Source organism: Bacillus sp. 007/AIA-02/001, from assembly GCF_004634455.1.
In the GTDB taxonomy this organism is placed as follows: Bacteria; Bacillota; Bacilli; order Bacillales; family Bacillaceae_G; genus Bacillus_A; species Bacillus_A cereus.
Genome location: NZ_SEIY01000003.1, coordinates 311,646 through 330,760 on the forward strand (window position 1 = coordinate 311,646; position 19,115 = coordinate 330,760).

The window sequence follows — 19,115 nt, forward strand, 5'->3', positions numbered from 1 at the left end:
ATTGCACTCGCCGTAAGCGTTAATCCCTTCTGTTCTATGTATATCTCCTCCTTGTTGGTCATATGAAGCTTTAAATATATGACACCACAGCTTAATCAATGCACAAAAAAATGAGGCAACCACCTTCAAAGATGGTTGCCTCATTTTTACACTTGCATCGCTTTCTCTCTCAATGCTCTTCTTAACAACTTACCAGTCGTATTCTTCGGTAATTCTATTAAAAACTCAATGCTTTTCGGCACTTTATATTTCGCTAAATGTAACGTGCAGTAATGCATTAGCTCTTCTTCTGTTACGTTTGCTTGCTTCAAAACGACGTACGCTCGCACAGCTTCTCCTAAGTTTTCATCAGGAACACCGATTACAACAACTTCCGCTACTGATTCGTGCGTATATAATACTTCTTCTACTTCACGAGGGTATACGTTATAACCGCCAACTAAGACGATATCTTTTTTACGATCCACGATATAGAAGTAACCTTCTTCATCCATTTTCGCCAAGTCACCTGTATATAGCCAGCCGTCTTTCAATGTCGCAGCTGTATCTTCTGGTGCATTATAGTATCCTTTCATAACGTTAGGTCCGCGAACAATTAATTCACCGACTGCGCCGACAGGTACTTCTTCCCCAAGTTCATTTACAATTTTATTTTCTACATGCCAAATATTTGTGCCAATTGATCCTGGTTTCCGAGGACGATCTAGCGGATTGAAACAAGTAACTGGTGATGCTTCTGATAAACCGTATCCTTCTGAAACAATAACGTTAAAACGTTTTTCAAAGTTTTGCAGAAGAGCAACAGGCATCGATGCACCACCGGAAATACAAAGGCGAAGCGTCTTCACATCTTCTGCGCTTGCTTCTTCAAATAAATATAAATAATTGTACATCGTCGGTACGCCAGCAAAGATCGTTGGTTCGTACGTGCGACAAATACGGAATACTTCTTTCGGACTAAATTTCGGTAACATTAAAATCGTTGCCCCGTTCACAATCGGTGCATTTACCGCAACTGTTAAACAGAATACATGGAACATAGGCAGTGCCGCAACAACGCGGTCATCAGCCGTATATTGTAAATACGACGCCACATCGTTCGCATTACTATATAAATTTTTATGTGTTAACATAGCGCCTTTCGGTTTTCCAGTTGTGCCCGATGTGTATAGAATAACCGCTACATCTTCTTCATCTAGTTCAGGACCTTCGTAAGTTGTATCTCCAGTCCCCACAAAACTAGTAAACGTTTTCATTTTTTCGGTTTCTGTATGGTTAAAATCTGATGAGGTTTCGCATATGATGATGTTTTCTAATGAAGGAAGTCTTGTTGTAAGAGATTGTATAACAGGTAGAAGGACGTCGAGTACGATGATTGTTTTTACATCTCCATTTTGTAAAATATAATGCATTTCGTCTGCTGTATAAATTGGATTAACTGGAATAACAGTTGCTCCGGCTTTCATTGTTCCGTATAAACCGACCAAATAATGTGGTGAGTTCCCAACAACTAATGCGACATTGTCCCCTTTTCCAATGCCCATTTCTGCTAAATTGCTAGAAAACCTTGTGACCATTTTGTTTAATTGGTCATATGAGACCGACTGATCCATAAATATATAAGCCGGTTTTTCCCCCTTCTTTTTTGCCGTTTCAGCCAAAGATTGAACGAGATTCACAAAAACCCCACCTTTATAAAATTTAGAATATTTAAAAATTCTAAATTAATTATATTAAAAGAAAATTAAAGTGGCAAGTGATATTCTATTAACTGCATATAGACAGATCACCTTCTCTTAGTTTACTTTGGAAAAATAAGGGGATTTTATTTACAAGTAATTTATAACACTAGACCAAAAATCATTTTAGGATAATATGCACTCATCTTTTCTCTAAGTTTATCAAGTTCTTCTTTATTTAATGTCGTATGCTCCCCGTGCAAGTTAAGAGCGTCCGCTCCATCTTCATGAAAATAAACGGTAACATATAATGCCGGTAACCCTATATTGTCTTCATCTATTGATAAGACGACATCTGGTGTTTTATTAACAGTGCTGAATGTTTCATTTCTTTTCCACTTCTTATTTTGAAACATGTCTTGTATATCATGTATCTTTCGTTTGTTATCTGTATGCGTAAAATATATAACATTATCCTCAGCCGGTTTTCCGATAGACAAAATTGTACGACTTGAGGGCGATCCACTGTTACACGCTGTCATTCCGACGGCGAAGCTGAGTAATAATACAACGTACATTACCCTTTTCATTTCGATTAGCCTCCTTTTGAATATATATATTCCTTTACGAGGGGCAAATGTCCTGTGATTTTATGTTTTGTGGTAAATGAAATTATATGAGCGATTTTTCAGTTATATCAGCGCAGCTCGATTTATATCGGCGATTTTCCAAATATATCAGCGCAACTCGGTTTATATCGGCGATTTTCCAAATATATCAGCGCAACTCAATTTATATCAGCGATTTTTCAGTTATATCGACTTACCGACAAAACCTGACAATCTACGCAAAAAGAAAGAGGCTGCCCGTGATGGCAGCCTCCCTCATTTTTAGAAGAATAAATGTAAGAAATCTTCTGTTGTAATGTTACCGAAGTAACGTGCGATATCTACGCCTTCTAAAGCTACAGTGAATGCATCTTTATCGAATTGAACGCCTGTTAGACGCTCTTCGATATCATGAACATCTAGTGAACCGAAGAAGTCGCCGTAAATTTTACATTCTGTTACTGTTCCTTTTTTCACTTCAAGACGAACGTCAACTTGTCCAACTGGGAAGCGGTGTGAATGTTGTAAGTTGAACTTCGGTGATTTTCCGTAGTTCCAATCCCAATTTTGGTAACGTTCTTCAGAAAGTTTATGGATCTCTTTCCAATCCTCTTCTGTTAATTCATACGTTGGGATTTCTGTTTCTCCTTCGAAAATTGTTTCTAGAAGAAGTTGTCTAAACTCTTCTGTCGTCATTTCTTCGTTTAGAAACTCTGTAATGTTCGCAACGCGGCTACGGATTGATTTAATACCTTTTGATTGAATCTTATCCATTTTTACTTTTAATGCCGATACGACGTGATCGATTTCAGAATCAAATAGTAACGTACCGTGACTGAACATACGACCTTTCGTTGAGAACTGCGCGTTACCTGAAATTTTTCTACCTTCAGCTAAAATGTCGTTACGACCACTTAGTTCTGCATTTACACCTAATTTACTAAGCGCTTTCGTTACAGGCTCAGTAAATTTTTTGAAGTTGCTGAAACTGTCTCCATCATCTTTTGTAATAAAACTGAAGTTTAAGTTTCCTAAATCATGATATACTGCGCCTCCGCCTGATAGACGACGAACGACATGAATACCTTTTTCTTTTACGTAATCTGCATTAATTTCTTCTACTGTGTTTTGGTTTTTACCAATGATAATCGAAGGCTCATTAATGTAAAACAGTAAATATGTTTCGTTAATATCTAAATTCTTCACACAATATTCTTCAATCGCTAAGTTTATTCTAGGATCTGTAATCCCTTTATTATCAATAAATAACATCGTATCACCTCATGAGTTCCATACGTAACCACTATGCGCTAACGTAATATGGCCACTGAAAATTTGTTTTGCTTCTGTTACTAAATCAGATGGGTTGCCTGTATGCGGTAAGTGCGTTAATAAAAGTTCTTTTACATTCGCATCTTTTGCAATACTTGCTACTTCTGTACTATTCATATGCCCTGCTTTTGCAGCCTCTTGATGTGCATACATATTACACTCACAAATGAAAAGATCAGCATCTTTCGTGAATGGAATGAATTCAGGAATATAACTTGAATCAGCGCTGTATACTACAGCATCATCTCCAGCTGTAATACGCATCGCAAAGCATGTAACAGGATGAACAGTTTTTAAGAACGAAATCGAGAATGGTCCAACTTGAAGTGTTTCTTCTGGATTGTACGCGATTCCTTTCGTATGTGGTTCATGCGTTAAAGAATGGAATCCATTCTCGTCAAAGGTATGGCCGTATATTGGTAATTCCGGTAGTTGCCCCTTCGCCCCGCTCATAATTAATCTCGCATATTGCAATACCCCGATATCCGCAACATGATCATGATGATAGTGTGACAGTACAACTGCATCTATATGAGATGGTGTTATATATTTTTGAAGCTGTGCTAGTACACCACTACCACAGTCTACAAGTAAACGAAAACCATCGTGTTCAAACAAATACCCCGACGTTGCTTCTCCCGCTTCTGGAAAGCCGCCCCAAAAGCCGACAACAGTCATTTTCATATGTATCCATCCTTTCTAAAACCGAGTAGAAATGCCTGTTTTACTTACATCCTACATTGTTAACTATAATCCATTTCCTAAACTTTTTCATTAATTTTCAATTTTGTTATAAAACAGTTGTTGACTTTTATTTTTTGTACTAATACAATGATAGTAAGAAATGGAAATGGAGGGATTGACATGATCGATCAACCAATGGAGTTTTTCAGAAATTTACCGACGAAAACTTGTGCGCACTGCGGGAAAGAAATTGATGAGCAACACGAAGCATACCATAACAAATGTGACGATTGCGTTCACGAAGAATAGTAGTTTGTGAACATAAAAAAACCTAGCAGACATAGTCTACTAGGCTAATAACATCTTATCCTTCATCGTTGAACCTTTCACCAAGAGCTCCAGTTCAAACTCATACAATTCTTTTTTTCGATAATTTTTCGTATGGATTTTATCCATCATCAGGTCGACAACTTTTCGGGCCATTTCATCAATTGGCTGTTCAATTGTCGTAATACCTGGTTCTGTAATCTGCGATAATATTTGATTATCAAAACCGATAACAGCGAGATCATCTGGAATGCTCCAGTTATGGCGTTTCGCCTCTGAGATAATTCCAGCTGCTACCTCATCGCCTCCTGCCAAAATCGCGGTAGGATTTTTTTTGTCCTTTAATACTTCATGGAATATTCGTTTTCCATCTTCCCAAGAGAAAGCGTTTTCAAGAAAGTCAATCGCTTCTACTTGGCGGCTCTTCTCAGTTATTGCACGTAAAAAGCCCATTTTTCGCTGCTGGCTAACGACTTTGGTTTCGTTACCACGGCAAAAAATAAGATTACGATATCCTTGATCTAACACATGCTTCGCAGCTATGTATGCTCCTTGCGCATGATCAAACTTCACTGTTGGAATATTTGCTTCCTCAATATATTCATTACACAACACGATTGGACCGTGCTGTAAGTATGGCTCTACATCTTCCCACGGATTTTCTAGTGAACATAGAATAATCCCATCTACTTGTTTCGTAGATAATAATTGTAAATACTCCATCTCTTTTTCCGGTAAATATCTTGTTTGACAAATAATCAGTTTATATTTATGTTCAGAAGCAGCAATCTCGATTGCTTCAATAAATCTACTGAAGAAAGGATTTGTAATCCTTGGAACTAGCACCGCAATTGTTTCCGTTTTTTGTTTACGAAGCCTTCTCGCCGCAGAATTAGGAACGAAGCCTAAATGCTTCATTGCTAATTGAACCCTTTTTTTCTTCTCATCTGAAACATATGGATGATTATTAATCACCCTAGAAACCGTTGTCCTTGATAACCCTGCTAATTTCGCCACGTCCTCTATAGTCGACACGAAATTCTCCCCCTTTGCATGAAAACGTTTTCTTAAATTGATTATATAGTATATTATTGGAAACTGCAATATCGGTTGTTATGATTTTACTATATTAATATTATACATAGGTAAAAGTCTGTTAATGCATGGGCAATATACTGCTTTTAGAAATTTACGTTATGTACATTCCTTTTCTTAATACCATATATTCTTTATTTAATATAAAAGCCCATCAATACATCATCTCCATATGATCCATCTTCATATTTAATTTGCTTTCGTTGTCTTCCTTCTTCTACAAAACCCATACGTTTGTACACTTTAATTGCCCGATCATTAACAGAAACTACACCTAAGCAAATTTTCTCTAAACCTTTCTGCCCTTTAGCCCAACTAATAAGAAATTCAATTAATTTCGTGCCGATGCCTTGATTACAATACGCCTCTTTAATCCCCATTCCCATTGTGCCTGCGTGTTGTAACCGTTCTAGTTCATATCGGTTGAAAAGTAAAAAGCCTACCACCTTATAATCTACTTCATACACAATATAAAGATTACCTTTCTCATTACTTTTCCGTATCTTTTCTCTTTCTGCATCAATATCATTCGGTAATTTCTTTGGAGATACTATGAAAAACTTTGTAGTATTTTCCGATAATATAATTTCTTTTCTAATATTCATTATTGCTTCTGCATCAGCCTCTTTTGCTAATCGTATCATTGAATCACCTCGTACTTTTTCTTTTAAAAAATAATATTAAAACTATAAAACGTCCAATATGCAATATTGCATATTGAGAATCTTTTTACTCTTGATACAATATTCATACATCAAAATAAAAGGAATGTATGCAATGAATCCAATCTTAACAGCTGCAAAACAACTATTACATAAAGAAGAAAAGATTTTATCTACTTTAAAATGTTCACTTACTGGCTATATGATTACGCATAAAGTCCCATATCCTGGCATGTTACTTGCTACTAATCAAAGACTTCTCTTTTTTAGCCAATATAAAAACACATTCATTGCCGAATTTGATTATGAAAAAATTCTATCCATAGAAACGAAGAGAAGAATCTTTGACAAAAAAATAATATTTTACTATGAAGATGAATATATAACGCTTGGGTACATTACAAGTTCGAATGTTGAAGCGTTCATAGACTTACTACAAAGAAACAGCAAGACTAGCACAGGCTTATAATCAGCGGGGATCCCCTCGCTGATTCATTATTTTAACTCCTCCCACTTCGTCCAAACTTCTCTCCCGTTTATACGGTACATATTATCCTCTCTATCCATAAACCTGTGTACAATAAATTCACGTCTAATTGTACAAAAATCATCATGATATTGTTTTATAAATGTATTAATTTCTTTTTCTGTATATTGATTTCCAGCATCTAACTTGCTAATTAAATGCTCTAACAATACTAGTTTCTTCTTCTTTTGACCTGGAATCGATTTTAAACGATCCTCTTTATCGAAAAAGTTACGAATGGTCGTATCACGGAATTTCATTTCACTTTCAGTCATTTTTTATCCTCCATCACTTTTTTTCTTTATCTTTTCACTTAAAATATCAATAAAGTAATATTCACCCATTAACACATAATAGAACGTGAGTATTCCAAATGCATCTTTCATACTTGTATATACTTCTTTATCAAACAATATAGGTGAAAGGGCATAAACAAGAAAGATTATTAGCGGATTTACGATAAAATAATAAGTAAGATTGCCTTTCATCATATCAACTCCTCTACCCTATGTTTCTCTGTAAATTGTTGTAATTCCTTTTCTTTCGTTTCTATAGCTTTTAGAAAGATTTATAGATGAACTAAGGAAAAGATGTGCCCTCTATTAAAATAAAAAAGCACCAAAAAGGTGCTTTTATCTACGCTTCAACCGATTGATTTTCAGCAACATTTTTAAATTGTCGTTTGTGCATCAAAGTTAAGGAAGCGATCGTTCCAAGTGATAATACAACGATAAAGATCATGAGCATTCCTATGTTTTGCCACATGAAGTCAAAGTCTCCACTCGATACGACTGCTTTCAATCCTGATACAGAGTATGTCATCGGTAACCAAGCATTGAATGGTTGTAAAAACTTCGGAATCAATTCTAGTGGGAATGTTCCGGCACTTGTTGTAAGCTGCATAATTAATGTGATGATGGCGATAAAACGGCCTGCATCACCGAATGCTGTTACTAAACATTGAATTAATGCGATAAATGCTAAGCTTGTAACGATGCTAAAGAGTATGAAGTACGGAATACTTTGTACTTCTACACCTAATCCGAACAGTAGTATAACATCTGCTACTATCGCTTGAATAATACCGACCGATAGTAAAACACCGAACTTACTAATAAACCAGCTAAACCCTGATTTTGGAACACCGACTGTATCACGTAATGGATATACAATTGATAATAGTAATGCCCCAACAAATAAACCGAGTGATAGGAAATACGGCGTAAATCCGGTTCCGTAGTTTGGAACTTCCGCCATTTTCTCCGTCTTCACTTTTACAGGACTTGCAAACATATCATACGTTTTATCCGTCCCTTTTACTTCACCAGTTTTTTCTGCTCCTTCGCCAAGTTTCTCTGCAAGTTCACCTGAACCATCGTTTACTTTTACGAGACCATCCGTTACTTTTCCTGATCCGTCTGCTAGTTTATTAACGCCATCGATTAGCTGGGTTGAGCCAGTTGATAATGTGCCTAAGCCTGTTGTTACTTGACCGGAGCCATCTGCTAATTGATTTACTCCACCTGCCATTTGATTTGCTCCTACAGATAATGTACCTAAACCGCCTGTTACTTGGCTTGAGCCATCCGTTAATTGATTTACTCCTGCAGATAATGTTCCTAAACCACCTGTTACTTGGCTTGAGCCATCTGCTAATTGATTTACTCCTGCAGATAATTGACCTAATCCATCTGTTACTTTTCCAGAGCCGCTTTGTAATTGCGTTACTCCATCAATTAATTGAACTGATCCATCTTTTAATTTATCAGCACCTATTTTTGCATTATCTAATCCCTCACCAAATCCATGAAACTTACTAACAAATTCATTTTGTGCGTTCGTTAGTTTCTCAACACCATCTGCCAGAGCTTTCATCCCTGCTGGATTTGGTAATTTATTTTGCAATCCATTTGTTGTTTGATGTATTTCGCCCTTTAATTGTTTTACTTCTTCATTTAGTTTATTTGTTCCACCTGCTACTCCGGCAGCCTTTTGCTGAACTGTCGCTGTACTTTTTACAGCACTTGTTATGAACGGTTGTAACTGCTCTTGATATTCTTTTGGTAAACTTTCAATTTGCTTTTGTAAATTCGCTACATCTTGTGCTGCAGTTTTAGCATCTCCTACTGTTGATTGCGTAAGTTCATTTAACTGATTTATATTCGCCCCAGCTCCATCTATTTTTTCATTTACTGTATTCAATATAGAAGGAACTTTCGACTGCATTTCCTCTAAGCCTGCAGCAGACTTTTGTATGTTACTATTTAAATCTTGCAATCCCTTTTGAATTTCTTGAGACCCTTTTTCTAATTGACTTCGCCCTTCAACAAGTTTTCCCATACCATTTGATAGATCAGTTGTTCCTGTTTTTAAATCACCGGATTTACTTACTAATTTGTTCAAGCCACCGGTCACTTTCTCAGATCCATCACGCAATTCACCCGTTTTGCTATTTAATGTATTTAAACCTGCTGTTACTTTTCCTGACCCATCTACTAATTTTCCGATACCTGCATTGCTATTTAATACATGTAAACCATCTGTTACTTTTCCTGATCCATCTACTAATTTCCCGATACCTATTTGCATTTCACCGGTTTTGCTATTTAACGTATTTAAACCTGCTGTCACTTTCCCAGATCCATCAAATAGTTTCCCAACTCCATCCTTCATCTCCCCAGATTTCCCTTGAAGTGTATGAAGGCCATCCGTCACTTTACTTGAACCATCATGCAATTCACTTGATCCGTCGTGTAGTTTACTTGCCCCTTCCGCTCCATCTGCTAATCCTTTTGAGACGTCTTTAATAGAATCGAACATTTTCTCTGCATATGTTTTCGTTAACGTGCTTGATACTTCAGTTTTAATCTTTTCAATGGCTGTTCCTCCAATTTGTGAAGATAAGAAGTTTAAACTTTCGTTTGGAATGTACTCTAAGTTTAATGGCTTTGGATTGTCTTTTAGTAACGTTGTAGCGTTACTTGAGAAGTCATCTGGAATGCGCACTAACATGTAATACTTTCTACCTTCCATTCCTTTCTTTGCTTCTTTTTCACTTACGAACTCCCATTTAAAACTTTTATTATCTTTTAAATTATCAACGAGCCCTTTTCCGACCTCAATTGGTTTCCCATCAAATACTGCGCCTTTATCTAAATTGACTACTGCAACTGGTAAGTCATCTAACTGTTTATACGGATCCCAAAAGGCCCACAAAAACATCCCTGCATATAAAATCGGTACGAATAAGACCGCAATAATTGGAATTAATATTTTTTTACTTTTGATAATTTCCGTGAACTCTTTCCGAAGTAACTGATTCCCTTTCATAATTTCTCCCCCTTTTATAAAATGACCAAAATGTTCATATAGTCATTTTTACCCAAACAAAAAGGCTATACTTGTTCATACATATGCCTTATCCACGAATTTATTACTATGCAACTTTTTCTCATTATGATTATATTTTTTCTATATCCCCCCTTAACTTAAATACATGACCACATTGTTCATTTGGTCATTTTTTTATAAAATTAAAAGGATTATCTTAGTTTGACAATCCTTTTAGTAAATAAAGTTCAAATAACTCTGCAATTTTTTCTTTTTCTAGCGGTTCATGATTTTTTTCCCAATCAAAAATAAGCGATACATATAGACGAAGCATAATAAATGCTGTAATTTCTGGATCACATTTGCTAATTTCACCTTTTTCAATCGCAATCTTTAAATACGATTGAATAACAGAAACGATTTCCACATCAACTTGTTGCATCACTTCTTGTACTTCTTTCGTTCCCATATCGCGCTCTTCTTGAATTAATTTAATCATAAGCTGATGTTCTTTTCTAAATTCCAAGATGCTATATAATGCTCTATGTACATTTTCAAAAAATGAAACATCTGAACGAATTGCACTTTCTGCAACTTGCTTCATTTCTGTAATTAAATTAGAAATAATTTCACCAAATAGCTCTTCTTTATTTTTGAAAAAAGTATAAATCGTTCCTTTTCCTACATTCGCTAACTTCGCTACTTGATCCATCGTTGTTGCTTTATAACCGAACGCTGAAAAAGACTTTGTTGCAGCTTCAATAATAGAACGTTTTCGATCTATCGCCACATTGTCACCTCCAAAAATGACCAATTGGATAATATAGTCAATCAGTACATCTTTGATATTACCACACGCTTACATTCTATACAAGTTCTCTTTTTATTATTTCCAGTATAAAAAAATTTCAGTCAAGTTATATCATACTGTCCATAGTTTATCAGAAGAAAAGAGAAAAGGAAAAGATGTTCTAGAGATATACATCTTAAGAACACCTTTTTGCTATTTCAACATAGAAAGCATAATTTTCTCTAATTCTTCTTTATTTACATTCTTATCGAATACTGCTTCTCCTGGGTTCTCTAAACTATGATTAATAATAACGATTTGGTATGCACGATTTTTCCCTTTTGCTGGAACAATCATCTTCATACCTTGTAAATTCCTATCCGAGTTATGAGTCGCATAGAATATTTGATTACCTTCTAATTCGTACTGTTCAATATTTTCTTCTACAACAAATAAAGCATGGAACGGATCTTTACTTTCTCCAAATACTTGTGATTGATAAGTTGTATAGTTTCCTTTTCCGTTTGTATACTCTAATTCTATAATTAACTCGGGTCTTCTCTTAATAAAACAACTTACCTTTTCATCCTTTAGATCGTAGCCTTCAATTGTGTAAGTTGGCTTCTTAATTTGAAAATCTACATGTTCCTGCGCTTCCTTTACCGTGTAATTTAAAGATTCTTCCACTTTGTCATTAAACGGTTTTGAGTGATCATAAAGTGCATATAATTTTTCACGATCAGCTTCTGTTAAACGTTCTTCCCTAAAAAATATTGACTCGTAGTCAGAATCTCTCGGAGCACCTTTTTTCTGTATATTAATAATTTCTTTATACAACTTTATGTACTGTTGGAACTCATCTGTTGTTAAAGCCTTTTCAGCTAAATATAAATAATCTGTCTTATTTTCATACACTCTTGCTGAATACCTATATTCTTTTTTTGCATTTTCTTCTGTACCAAACAGCATATCTACAGCATTTTGGAAAGCATCCTTTGACTGCTCTACTTTATCCTTTTGTTTTTCTTTCCCTTCCGTTGCACGTGCGTTGAATAAAGAAAGAGATGCTATAGCAACTATGACAATCACTCCAAGTAAAGAAAGACGATACGATTTCTTTTGGAATTTTTTAATCATAATGATTCTCCTTTTTAGTGTTCGTTTATTTCTACTTAAATTTGCTAGGCTTGGTACTTGATAGGAATAGTGTTCTAAAAGGGTAATAATTGTATGACCGTATGCAATTTGTTCCTCTTTATCTATAAAAGTAAGTGCATATGCATCACAGGCTAATTCTTGATCTTCTCGCATACAAAAATAGGCGTACCAAAGAATTGGATTGAACCAATTTAATAGGATTAAACTGTACATAATCCAATTTACAGCTACATCGTTTCTCTTAATATGAGCTAACTCATGGTAAAAGACATATTGTAATTGTTGTTCATTTAATACTTTCATATGTTTTTTTGATAGTAATACTTTCGGGCGAAAGAAACTAAAAACCGTTGGACTTGCAATCTTTCCTGCAAGACGTAATGAAACTGCCTTCTTCATTTTCATAGACTGCTTACAGCGATTAAACACTGTAGTGACCTGTTCGTCCGTAATATCCGGTTGTTTCTTTATGTAAGAATATAAACGTCTATTTGTTAGAAACGTGATGGCTGCTAATATGATTACCCCAGCTAGCCACACATACAAAGCAAGTTTGTATAAAGAAAATGTAGTCTGTTTTTCCGAACTGACTTTTACTTCCGGTTCGCTAGTTTTTGTCACCATTTTAGAATTTGATTCCAATTCCACTTTTCGGTCGCTTTCTATGTTCACTATATTCTCAGTAGCCGGCATATTTTTTGGAATAACTTCCGATACGCTAGAACTATAAGAAAGTAATGAGTAAATGCTATAAGAGCTATCTGGCGACCACGGTAAAAGGAGTCTTATCATTAATACGATCCACAGCATATATTGCCACCGGGGGGTTAATTTATTTCTAAATAGAACTTTTATACATAAAATAAATCCGACTAATATGCTAGCCATAAGTGACGTTTCTATAAGCCAATCAAAAAAATGAGGAAGGTATACATTTATAAGCGTGTTTATCATTTTTATCGATCCTTCCTCTTATTCTCCTCTGTCTTCTCATCTAAAATGCGTTTTAATTCATTAATATCTTCTGAAGATAATTTCTCCTCTTTTAAGAAATTAACAAGTAATGGCTTAAACGCTGCACCGCAAAAACGTTTTAGTAAAGATTTCGTTTCCACTTGCAAATAATTATCTTGTGATACTAACGGGTAATAAGCGTACATACGCCCTTTATCTTGATGGTAAGAAACGGCTTCCTTTTGCACTAATCGATTAATTAATGTGCGGATTGTTTTCGGTTTCCAGTCCATTGCATCTTCCAGTTCTTCTATAATTTCATTCGCTGTTTGCGGAGAATTCGACCAAAGCACTTTCATAATTTCTAATTCTGCTTCAGATATTTTAGGTAATTGATTTGTCATAGTATATTTCACTCCTAAGTATTACATTTGTAATCTATAATTAAGATTACAAATGTAATACTTAATTGTCAACCATATTTTAGAAAAATTAATTTCAGCTAAACCTTACTTACCAACAACAAAATTCCTCTTTTTCAAATAATCAAATAAAAAAACAAGAAAATCTTTACAATTAATAGTAATATAGAAAATAGACAAGTTTATCAAAACAGTGGAGGCTTTTTCAGTCATGATGCGTGCACTTCGTTTAAATATAAAGCAAGCTTTTTGTAATCGTGTTTCTTTAATTATTATGTTTAGTGGACTAGCTCTTATTTTTATTTACCATTATTATTATGTAATTCGTTACATTGGGGATGGAACGGATGCGTTTGTAACAACAGCTTTTAAATGGATTGGATTTCGCGACAATGAAATGGATGTTTATTTATTATTAATGCCCGTTATTGCCAGTTTCCCCTTTAGTACAAGTTACAATTCGGATAAATCAGATGGTTTTAAACCGTTTGTAAGTAAAGGGATTTCTTTGTTCCCTTATTCAGTAACGAAATATATTGTTACATTCTTTTGTGGCGGACTTCTTTATACATTTCCGTTCATCTTATCGTTATTATTTTGCAAATTAACCATTCCAGACGGAGAACCGACGGCTGGTTCAGGCATTATAAATGATAATGGGATGTTTGCAAACTTATATTACGAATCTCCCCTCACTTACATTACTGTATATATTGGAATTAATTTTTTATTTGCAGGTTTAATGGCCCTTTTAGGACTTGCTGCATCTGCGTGGTCACAAAAGGACTATATGGCGATTCTTTTCCCATTTGCAGTTGCCTCCATTCCATACGTCCTGCTAAATACGATATTCCCTACAATAGGCGGAGCTCCTTTTCATTTATATGACCCAAAACAACCTTTGCATGGCATGTCGCCGTATATTTTGACAATACAATGTGCATTCTTCCTCCTCGTTAGCTTAATCATGTATATACAAGGAGTAAAACGTGATAAAAAAAAATATAGAAGAAGGTTGCAAAAAAGAGAGCGGTGTAGAAAAGCGTTTCAAGTATAATAAAACCCTAATTTCCTTACTATATTGGAAATTAGGGTTTTATTTACTATTCACTTACGGTGTACCAGCCAATCCCCATAAAATAACAACCGCTACAAAATAAATCGCTTTAATCGCTATTACTAAACATAATGAAACAATTGCATATTTACTTAATTCTCTTCTTGCACCTATTAAAGTGAAAATAACCGCCAAACTAAATGTTATATAAGAAGCTGCTGTATGTATTAAGTTATACGTAATATCTAGATTGCTTGTAAGTCCTGTTATATCAGCTACAAACTGAAGCATGACGATCGTACTAAAAAAAATTGCAAACTGATTCATTACCTTTCCATTTATTTGTAACTGCATTGTTGTCCCCCTTATTAAAAACTAAATATTCAATCAATTTTATCATTAGATTACAAAAAAAGGAATCATCTCTTTATACTATTAACGATGCAAAAAAAGAACGCTTAGTCACCTAAGCGTTCCCCACTTTAAGAAGCCTTCTTCAAATCAATTTGAGCAAGTACTGGGTCGTGGTCACTTACACGTCCGTGTTCTTTCATAATGTTTGAGTTTAAGTGTACTGGGTCTACAATTGTGTGTGGTGCGATATTGTTTGTTACTAAAATATGATCTAATACTTGTGCATTTCCTTCGTGAATGTACGTGTAACGATTCTCTTTCGGCACTGTGTTTAACATATCTTTTAAGATTGTTCCCTCTAGTGTTTTTAATGGTTTAGAGAATTCGAAATCGTTCATATCACCTAACACAACAACTGGTGCATTTGTATTCTTTTTCTGAATTCCTTGCACGAAATAATTTACTTCTTGTGCTAACTGAATTCGTTTGTCTTCACTCTTTAATACGAGCGGCTGCACTTTTCCAAATGGCGTTGCATCTCCTAGTTTTGAGTTTAAGTGATTTGCAACGACAACAATGTTTTGTCCTTGGAACGTAAATTCTGCCGCTAGCGGTTTACGTGTACTTTCAAACAATGGATTTTCGTCTCCAATACGAACAACATTTTTATCAAGTAACTTCGGTACCGTCGCTAATTTCACGCGTGATGGATTATAGAAGAAGCCGACGCGAATATTCGCTCCTGGTGCTCCTCCATCTTGATTATTGTTTGGAGCGATTTCTACATACTCATACTTCGGTCCACGAATTTCTAGAACTGCATCAATGATACGTTTTGCGCTTAATGACGCATCTGTTGTACCGTCATTAATTGATCCGTTATTATCTTGCATTTCCTCTACACCGATAATATCTGGCATTTTTAAATTGTATTTAATAGAATACGCTAACGCTTTTACTTTTTCATCTGTTGTTTCTTTTTTATTCGCTGAGAAGTTTTCAATGTTATATGTAGCAACCGTTAACTTATCAAGACGTGGCTGAATATTTGCCCCTACTTGCTTAAATCCACCATCCACTACAGCTGGCAGTTCTGTTATTGGTGAAATACGGAAAGAACCGTAATCATATCCTACTACCCCTGTTATATCTCCAGTGAAAGTATCTCCTACTTTTGCTACATAATCGCGAGGTACTTTTACAGAAAGGCGCTCTGGGTTTAATTGATTTTCATCTAATAAAGGTGTGCCATATTGTGTTACTATTTTATCTCCACCATTTTTTACTGTTACATATAAATTTCCGTTTTTCTGAGGTGCAATAATTTTTGGTGTTGGCATCGTAACACGCATACCTTCAATACTTTCATAGAAGTCGATTGCATCTTCACTTGGATCAAATAAACCAAATGCATCATTATCAATAATCTGGTCCGGAATTTTCACACCGTTTTCCCCGAGTACAATCGGTGCCGGCAAAGATTGATCTTTTGCGATTACAGCAACGCGGCTCGCTTTAATTTCAGTCGTCGTTAAGTCTGTTTCAAATCGCTCTGCATATCCTGGTCCAACATATTCTTCTACTACTCCATCGACTTGAATAAGATCTCCTACTGCTACATTCGCATCTTTTTTATATACGTACATACCTTCTGAAGTAGCTGGATCATTATCTGGCTGATTATCTTCTATATAAAAGCCGTTTTTATCAAGCGCTGTGACAACGCCTTCCACATTGTTTACTTTCTTCCCGTTGTAAGGAGAGATATGTGATTTCCCTTGAATGTCATGAATACGAACCTGTTCATTATTTACGATAATAAATGAAAATGTCGAGATTGCTGAAGAAGTAAGTCCTTCTTTTTCTGCGATTGCTTTCACTACACTATTTTCATTCACTATAATTTGTCCATTATAACGAACGCTTTTATTAGTAGGATTAGAGCCATCTAACGTATAGTAGATTGTTGCGCCTTCTGTATTCGTCGTTAATGTTACCGCTGTTCCTTTAGCAACTTCTCCACCGTTCGGTGAAGCTACTACATCGCTAACACGGTTTTGTCCTTCACCTTGAAACTTATAAGCTGTTACTGATTTTAGACCTGGGTTACTAAAATATAATTCAAGAGTCCCAGTCAAACTAACTTTCTTCCCGATATTTTCAGGGTGATCTTTTACATTCACTGCCGTTCTCACATCACCTTTTGGCAACTGAACGGGCATGATTTTGTCTGGATTCGTTTCGTTTGGTGAATCTGCAATTGCTACGTTTGTATCATCAAACTTAGCTGGATCCTTCGTATATTTAGAAGAACTTTGCGTATATCCAACAATATATCCTTCCACAATCCCCTTCGTTTTCCCTTGCTGCTTAAATACTTGAATTGCTTTTTCTACTGACATAGAAGCAGTTTCTTCTGCTTGCGCTAAAGTTCCAGTAAATGAAAACAATAGCAAGAATGATAAAAAGACACTTAACAATTTCTTCACAGCCATTTTCCTCTCCCTATTTCATATTTTCTCAGCATTTCTATCATATCAAATGATTCGTTATATAGAATGATATTTCGACAAATTTTACAAAAGATTTATTTAATTTACACGCTTTCAAACTACAATACAAAATAATTATTTTACACCTTCTATGAATGCACTCTATAATGTTAGAGAGAGAAAACAGAAAATATCGAAAGTTTATTGGCATGTAAAATGGATTCATTTGAATAGGAGTGATTGGATGGAAGTGCAAACAGAAACATACCGCGCAGCTATGAATGGAACATTAGAACGTCATTTTTCAGATATGATTGCCGTTATACCAACTAGAATTACAATTGAGCAGTTAAAACAGCGACTAGAAACGATCGCTACTAAAGTTGATGATTTAAAAATTGTTTATAGTGATGAGACAAGCCTTATTGTTGAATTACATATGGGTGAAACAGTCATACCGTATGAACTGCATATTGATGAACCGAACGATCCAGAAGGATATAAAATGTACAATAGACAAGATGCTACAATCGTAGATCGTAATTTTGAAGATGCAGCTTTCGGCACTGAAATTTTCACTCGTACGCTATTTGTAGGCGATGTACTGGACTGCTTTTTCCAGCAGTTACAGTTCTTATGGAATCTCTCCCCAGATTTGTTATTTGTAATCGATTCAAGTGCAGCAATGAAAGTGATATCTAGAAGCTATATTGAATATCACGTTGAAAATGAATTATTACCTGATATTCCTGACTTATACGTTATTCATTCCGTTTATGAAGACGATAAAGACGGTGAGCCTACGCAATATTGGTTTCATACACATGGTCTTTTAAGAGCAGGCGTAACTGAAATAGAGTTAATTATTCCAAATCGCATTTCTTCCTACTACGGCATTAGCGATCTCTTTCAAACATTTGCTAATAATGCCGTTGAGAATGGACAAGTCCCTATGAATGAGCCTATCGTTATCGCGCATAGTCAGCAAGGTTCTATACATACAGTCGCTGTTCCGTGGGAAAAAGGATTATCTTATATAGGGCATAAAACGAGTATGGACCAATTATCTTCAATCGAGGATGAAGAAGTGAAACTACAACCAATAGATGCACAAAATACATTCTTAGGCGGTATGGATGACCGAGATGAATACCATCAATCTCCATCTGTTCTCTTATTCAAATTTAATACTTCAGAAGAATATATTGAAAGCTTTTTCCAAGAACACGAGGAAGCTACAGGGCTCATGTTCTATAAAACAAATAGTGAAACTGATCGTATGGCTTACAATGCGAAGAATACTTTCGGGTATTTCAGCAACATTTTTCACATTGAACAATCAAATGAAGATTTTCGTTTCCTTGCTAAATTTGGTGTATCCTACGAAGAGGGAAAAAGTGAACATATGTGGTTTGAAATGCAAAACATTACGGAAGATTTCATTCAAGGAATACTCATTAATGAACCATATTTTATAGAAGATATGAGTGAAGGAAATAGTTATCATTTAGATTTTGATAACTTAACAGAGTGGGTTATTTATGCAGGAGATGCTGTTATAAAGCCAAATAACTTATATATGTTTATTGGCGAATAAGTATTTTATATAATAAACGAAACGCCTTCAATATGATTGAAGGCGTTT

18 protein-coding genes are annotated in these 19,115 nt (G+C 35.3%); 4 read left to right on the forward strand and 14 right to left on the reverse strand.

Annotation, left to right across the window (positions count from 1 at the left end; all coding sequences use genetic code 11):
- Positions 1 to 146: 146 nt before the first annotated feature.
- The 4 genes from ES895_RS10855 to ES895_RS10870 form a co-directional block, all read right to left on the reverse strand.
- Positions 147 to 1,679, reverse strand: coding sequence for a fatty acid--CoA ligase family protein (locus ES895_RS10855; RefSeq protein ID WP_001055203.1), 1,533 nt, complete (start codon positions 1,677 to 1,679; stop codon positions 147 to 149).
- A gap of 161 nt (positions 1,680 to 1,840) precedes the next feature.
- The gene (locus tag ES895_RS10860; RefSeq protein ID WP_000832615.1) at positions 1,841 to 2,269 is read right to left on the reverse strand and encodes a hypothetical protein; all 429 of its coding nucleotides are present in this window, start codon (positions 2,267 to 2,269) and stop codon (positions 1,841 to 1,843) included.
- A 300-nt stretch (positions 2,270 to 2,569) separates the two neighbouring features.
- Complete coding sequence (lplA, locus tag ES895_RS10865) at positions 2,570 to 3,559, reverse strand: lipoate--protein ligase (RefSeq protein WP_000897281.1); 990 nt, start codon at positions 3,557 to 3,559, stop codon at positions 2,570 to 2,572.
- A 9-nt stretch (positions 3,560 to 3,568) separates the two neighbouring features.
- A complete protein-coding gene (locus tag ES895_RS10870) occupies positions 3,569 to 4,303 on the reverse strand; it encodes an MBL fold metallo-hydrolase (protein ID WP_000784680.1) in 735 nt (244 codons plus the stop codon).
- A 180-nt stretch (positions 4,304 to 4,483) separates the two neighbouring features.
- On the opposite strand from ES895_RS10870, the gene yhfH reads away from it, so the two are divergent.
- A complete protein-coding gene (gene yhfH, locus ES895_RS10875; RefSeq protein ID WP_000567010.1) occupies positions 4,484 to 4,612 on the forward strand; it encodes a protein YhfH in 129 nt (42 codons plus the stop codon).
- A gap of 39 nt (positions 4,613 to 4,651) precedes the next feature.
- Here the strand turns inward: yhfH and ES895_RS10880 are convergent, their stop codons facing one another.
- Positions 4,652 to 5,665 (reverse strand): LacI family DNA-binding transcriptional regulator, encoded by a 1,014-nt coding sequence (locus ES895_RS10880; RefSeq protein ID WP_000103715.1) that lies wholly within the window; start codon positions 5,663 to 5,665, stop codon positions 4,652 to 4,654.
- A 194-nt stretch (positions 5,666 to 5,859) separates the two neighbouring features.
- Positions 5,860 to 6,369, reverse strand: a complete 510-nt coding sequence (locus ES895_RS10885) for a GNAT family N-acetyltransferase (RefSeq protein ID WP_000620018.1) — start codon at positions 6,367 to 6,369, stop codon at positions 5,860 to 5,862.
- 133 nt (positions 6,370 to 6,502) lie between these two features.
- Here ES895_RS10885 and ES895_RS10890 point away from each other — a divergent pair, with 133 nt between their 5' ends.
- The gene (locus tag ES895_RS10890; protein WP_001068220.1) at positions 6,503 to 6,856 is read left to right on the forward strand and encodes a PH domain-containing protein; all 354 of its coding nucleotides are present in this window, start codon (positions 6,503 to 6,505) and stop codon (positions 6,854 to 6,856) included.
- A gap of 26 nt (positions 6,857 to 6,882) precedes the next feature.
- Here the strand turns inward: ES895_RS10890 and ES895_RS10895 are convergent, their stop codons facing one another.
- From ES895_RS10895 to ES895_RS10920, 6 genes are all read right to left on the reverse strand, one after another.
- The gene (locus ES895_RS10895) at positions 6,883 to 7,188 is read right to left on the reverse strand and encodes a DUF2087 domain-containing protein (protein ID WP_000140286.1); all 306 of its coding nucleotides are present in this window, start codon (positions 7,186 to 7,188) and stop codon (positions 6,883 to 6,885) included.
- Between the two features lie 3 nt (positions 7,189 to 7,191).
- A complete protein-coding gene (locus ES895_RS10900) occupies positions 7,192 to 7,404 on the reverse strand; it encodes a hypothetical protein (protein WP_097814527.1) in 213 nt (70 codons plus the stop codon).
- 145 nt (positions 7,405 to 7,549) lie between these two features.
- Positions 7,550 to 10,243: a YhgE/Pip domain-containing protein gene (locus ES895_RS10905; protein WP_135238338.1), complete on the reverse strand. Its 2,694-nt coding sequence runs from the start codon at positions 10,241 to 10,243 to the stop codon at positions 7,550 to 7,552.
- 217 nt (positions 10,244 to 10,460) lie between these two features.
- Entirely contained in the window at positions 10,461 to 11,033 is a 573-nt protein-coding gene (locus ES895_RS10910; RefSeq protein WP_000963381.1) for a TetR/AcrR family transcriptional regulator, read from the reverse strand.
- 213 nt (positions 11,034 to 11,246) lie between these two features.
- Positions 11,247 to 13,145 (reverse strand): M56 family metallopeptidase, encoded by a 1,899-nt coding sequence (locus tag ES895_RS10915; protein WP_135238339.1) that lies wholly within the window; start codon positions 13,143 to 13,145, stop codon positions 11,247 to 11,249.
- Between the two features lie 2 nt (positions 13,146 to 13,147).
- Entirely contained in the window at positions 13,148 to 13,549 is a 402-nt protein-coding gene (locus ES895_RS10920) for a BlaI/MecI/CopY family transcriptional regulator (protein ID WP_000184503.1), read from the reverse strand.
- A gap of 229 nt (positions 13,550 to 13,778) precedes the next feature.
- Between ES895_RS10920 and ES895_RS10925 the strand changes: the two genes are divergently transcribed.
- Positions 13,779 to 14,624, forward strand: coding sequence for a hypothetical protein (locus tag ES895_RS10925; RefSeq protein ID WP_000984162.1), 846 nt, complete (start codon positions 13,779 to 13,781; stop codon positions 14,622 to 14,624).
- Between the two features lie 54 nt (positions 14,625 to 14,678).
- Here ES895_RS10925 and ES895_RS10930 read toward each other — a convergent pair whose 3' ends face one another.
- Both ES895_RS10930 and ES895_RS10935 read right to left on the reverse strand, forming a co-directional pair.
- Positions 14,679 to 14,978, reverse strand: a complete 300-nt coding sequence (locus ES895_RS10930) for a hypothetical protein (RefSeq protein ID WP_001176848.1) — start codon at positions 14,976 to 14,978, stop codon at positions 14,679 to 14,681.
- A 128-nt stretch (positions 14,979 to 15,106) separates the two neighbouring features.
- Entirely contained in the window at positions 15,107 to 17,473 is a 2,367-nt protein-coding gene (locus tag ES895_RS10935) for a DUF6359 domain-containing protein (protein WP_098375850.1), read from the reverse strand.
- 241 nt (positions 17,474 to 17,714) lie between these two features.
- Here ES895_RS10935 and ES895_RS10940 point away from each other — a divergent pair, with 241 nt between their 5' ends.
- Positions 17,715 to 19,067 carry a DUF4026 domain-containing protein gene (locus ES895_RS10940; protein ID WP_098375851.1) on the forward strand — a complete coding sequence of 451 codons (1,353 nt, stop codon included), beginning with the start codon at positions 17,715 to 17,717 and terminating at the stop codon, positions 19,065 to 19,067.
- Positions 19,068 to 19,115 lie beyond the last annotated feature (48 nt).

Bases quoted from the DNA above. Each gene is read 5' to 3' on its own strand.
- ES895_RS10905 (WP_135238338.1), bottom strand. From the start codon at position 10,243: ATGAAAGGGAATCAGTTACTTCGGAAAGAGTTCACGGAAATTATCAAA.
- ES895_RS10900 (WP_097814527.1), bottom strand. From the start codon at position 7,404: ATGATGAAAGGCAATCTTACTTATTATTTTATCGTAAATCCGCTAATA.
- yhfH (WP_000567010.1), top strand. From the start codon at position 4,484: ATGATCGATCAACCAATGGAGTTTTTCAGAAATTTACCGACGAAAACT.
- ES895_RS10895 (WP_000140286.1), bottom strand. From the start codon at position 7,188: ATGACTGAAAGTGAAATGAAATTCCGTGATACGACCATTCGTAACTTT.
- ES895_RS10870 (WP_000784680.1), bottom strand. From the start codon at position 4,303: ATGAAAATGACTGTTGTCGGCTTTTGGGGCGGCTTTCCAGAAGCGGGA.
- ES895_RS10925 (WP_000984162.1), top strand. From the start codon at position 13,779: ATGATGCGTGCACTTCGTTTAAATATAAAGCAAGCTTTTTGTAATCGT.
- ES895_RS10915 (WP_135238339.1), bottom strand. From the start codon at position 13,145: ATGATAAACACGCTTATAAATGTATACCTTCCTCATTTTTTTGATTGG.
- lplA (WP_000897281.1), bottom strand. From the start codon at position 3,559: ATGTTATTTATTGATAATAAAGGGATTACAGATCCTAGAATAAACTTA.
- ES895_RS10935 (WP_098375850.1), bottom strand. From the start codon at position 17,473: ATGGCTGTGAAGAAATTGTTAAGTGTCTTTTTATCATTCTTGCTATTG.
- ES895_RS10930 (WP_001176848.1), bottom strand. From the start codon at position 14,978: ATGCAGTTACAAATAAATGGAAAGGTAATGAATCAGTTTGCAATTTTT.
- ES895_RS10940 (WP_098375851.1), top strand. From the start codon at position 17,715: ATGGAAGTGCAAACAGAAACATACCGCGCAGCTATGAATGGAACATTA.
- ES895_RS10885 (WP_000620018.1), bottom strand. From the start codon at position 6,369: ATGATACGATTAGCAAAAGAGGCTGATGCAGAAGCAATAATGAATATT.
- ES895_RS10860 (WP_000832615.1), bottom strand. From the start codon at position 2,269: ATGAAAAGGGTAATGTACGTTGTATTATTACTCAGCTTCGCCGTCGGA.
- ES895_RS10890 (WP_001068220.1), top strand. From the start codon at position 6,503: ATGAATCCAATCTTAACAGCTGCAAAACAACTATTACATAAAGAAGAA.
- ES895_RS10920 (WP_000184503.1), bottom strand. From the start codon at position 13,549: ATGACAAATCAATTACCTAAAATATCTGAAGCAGAATTAGAAATTATG.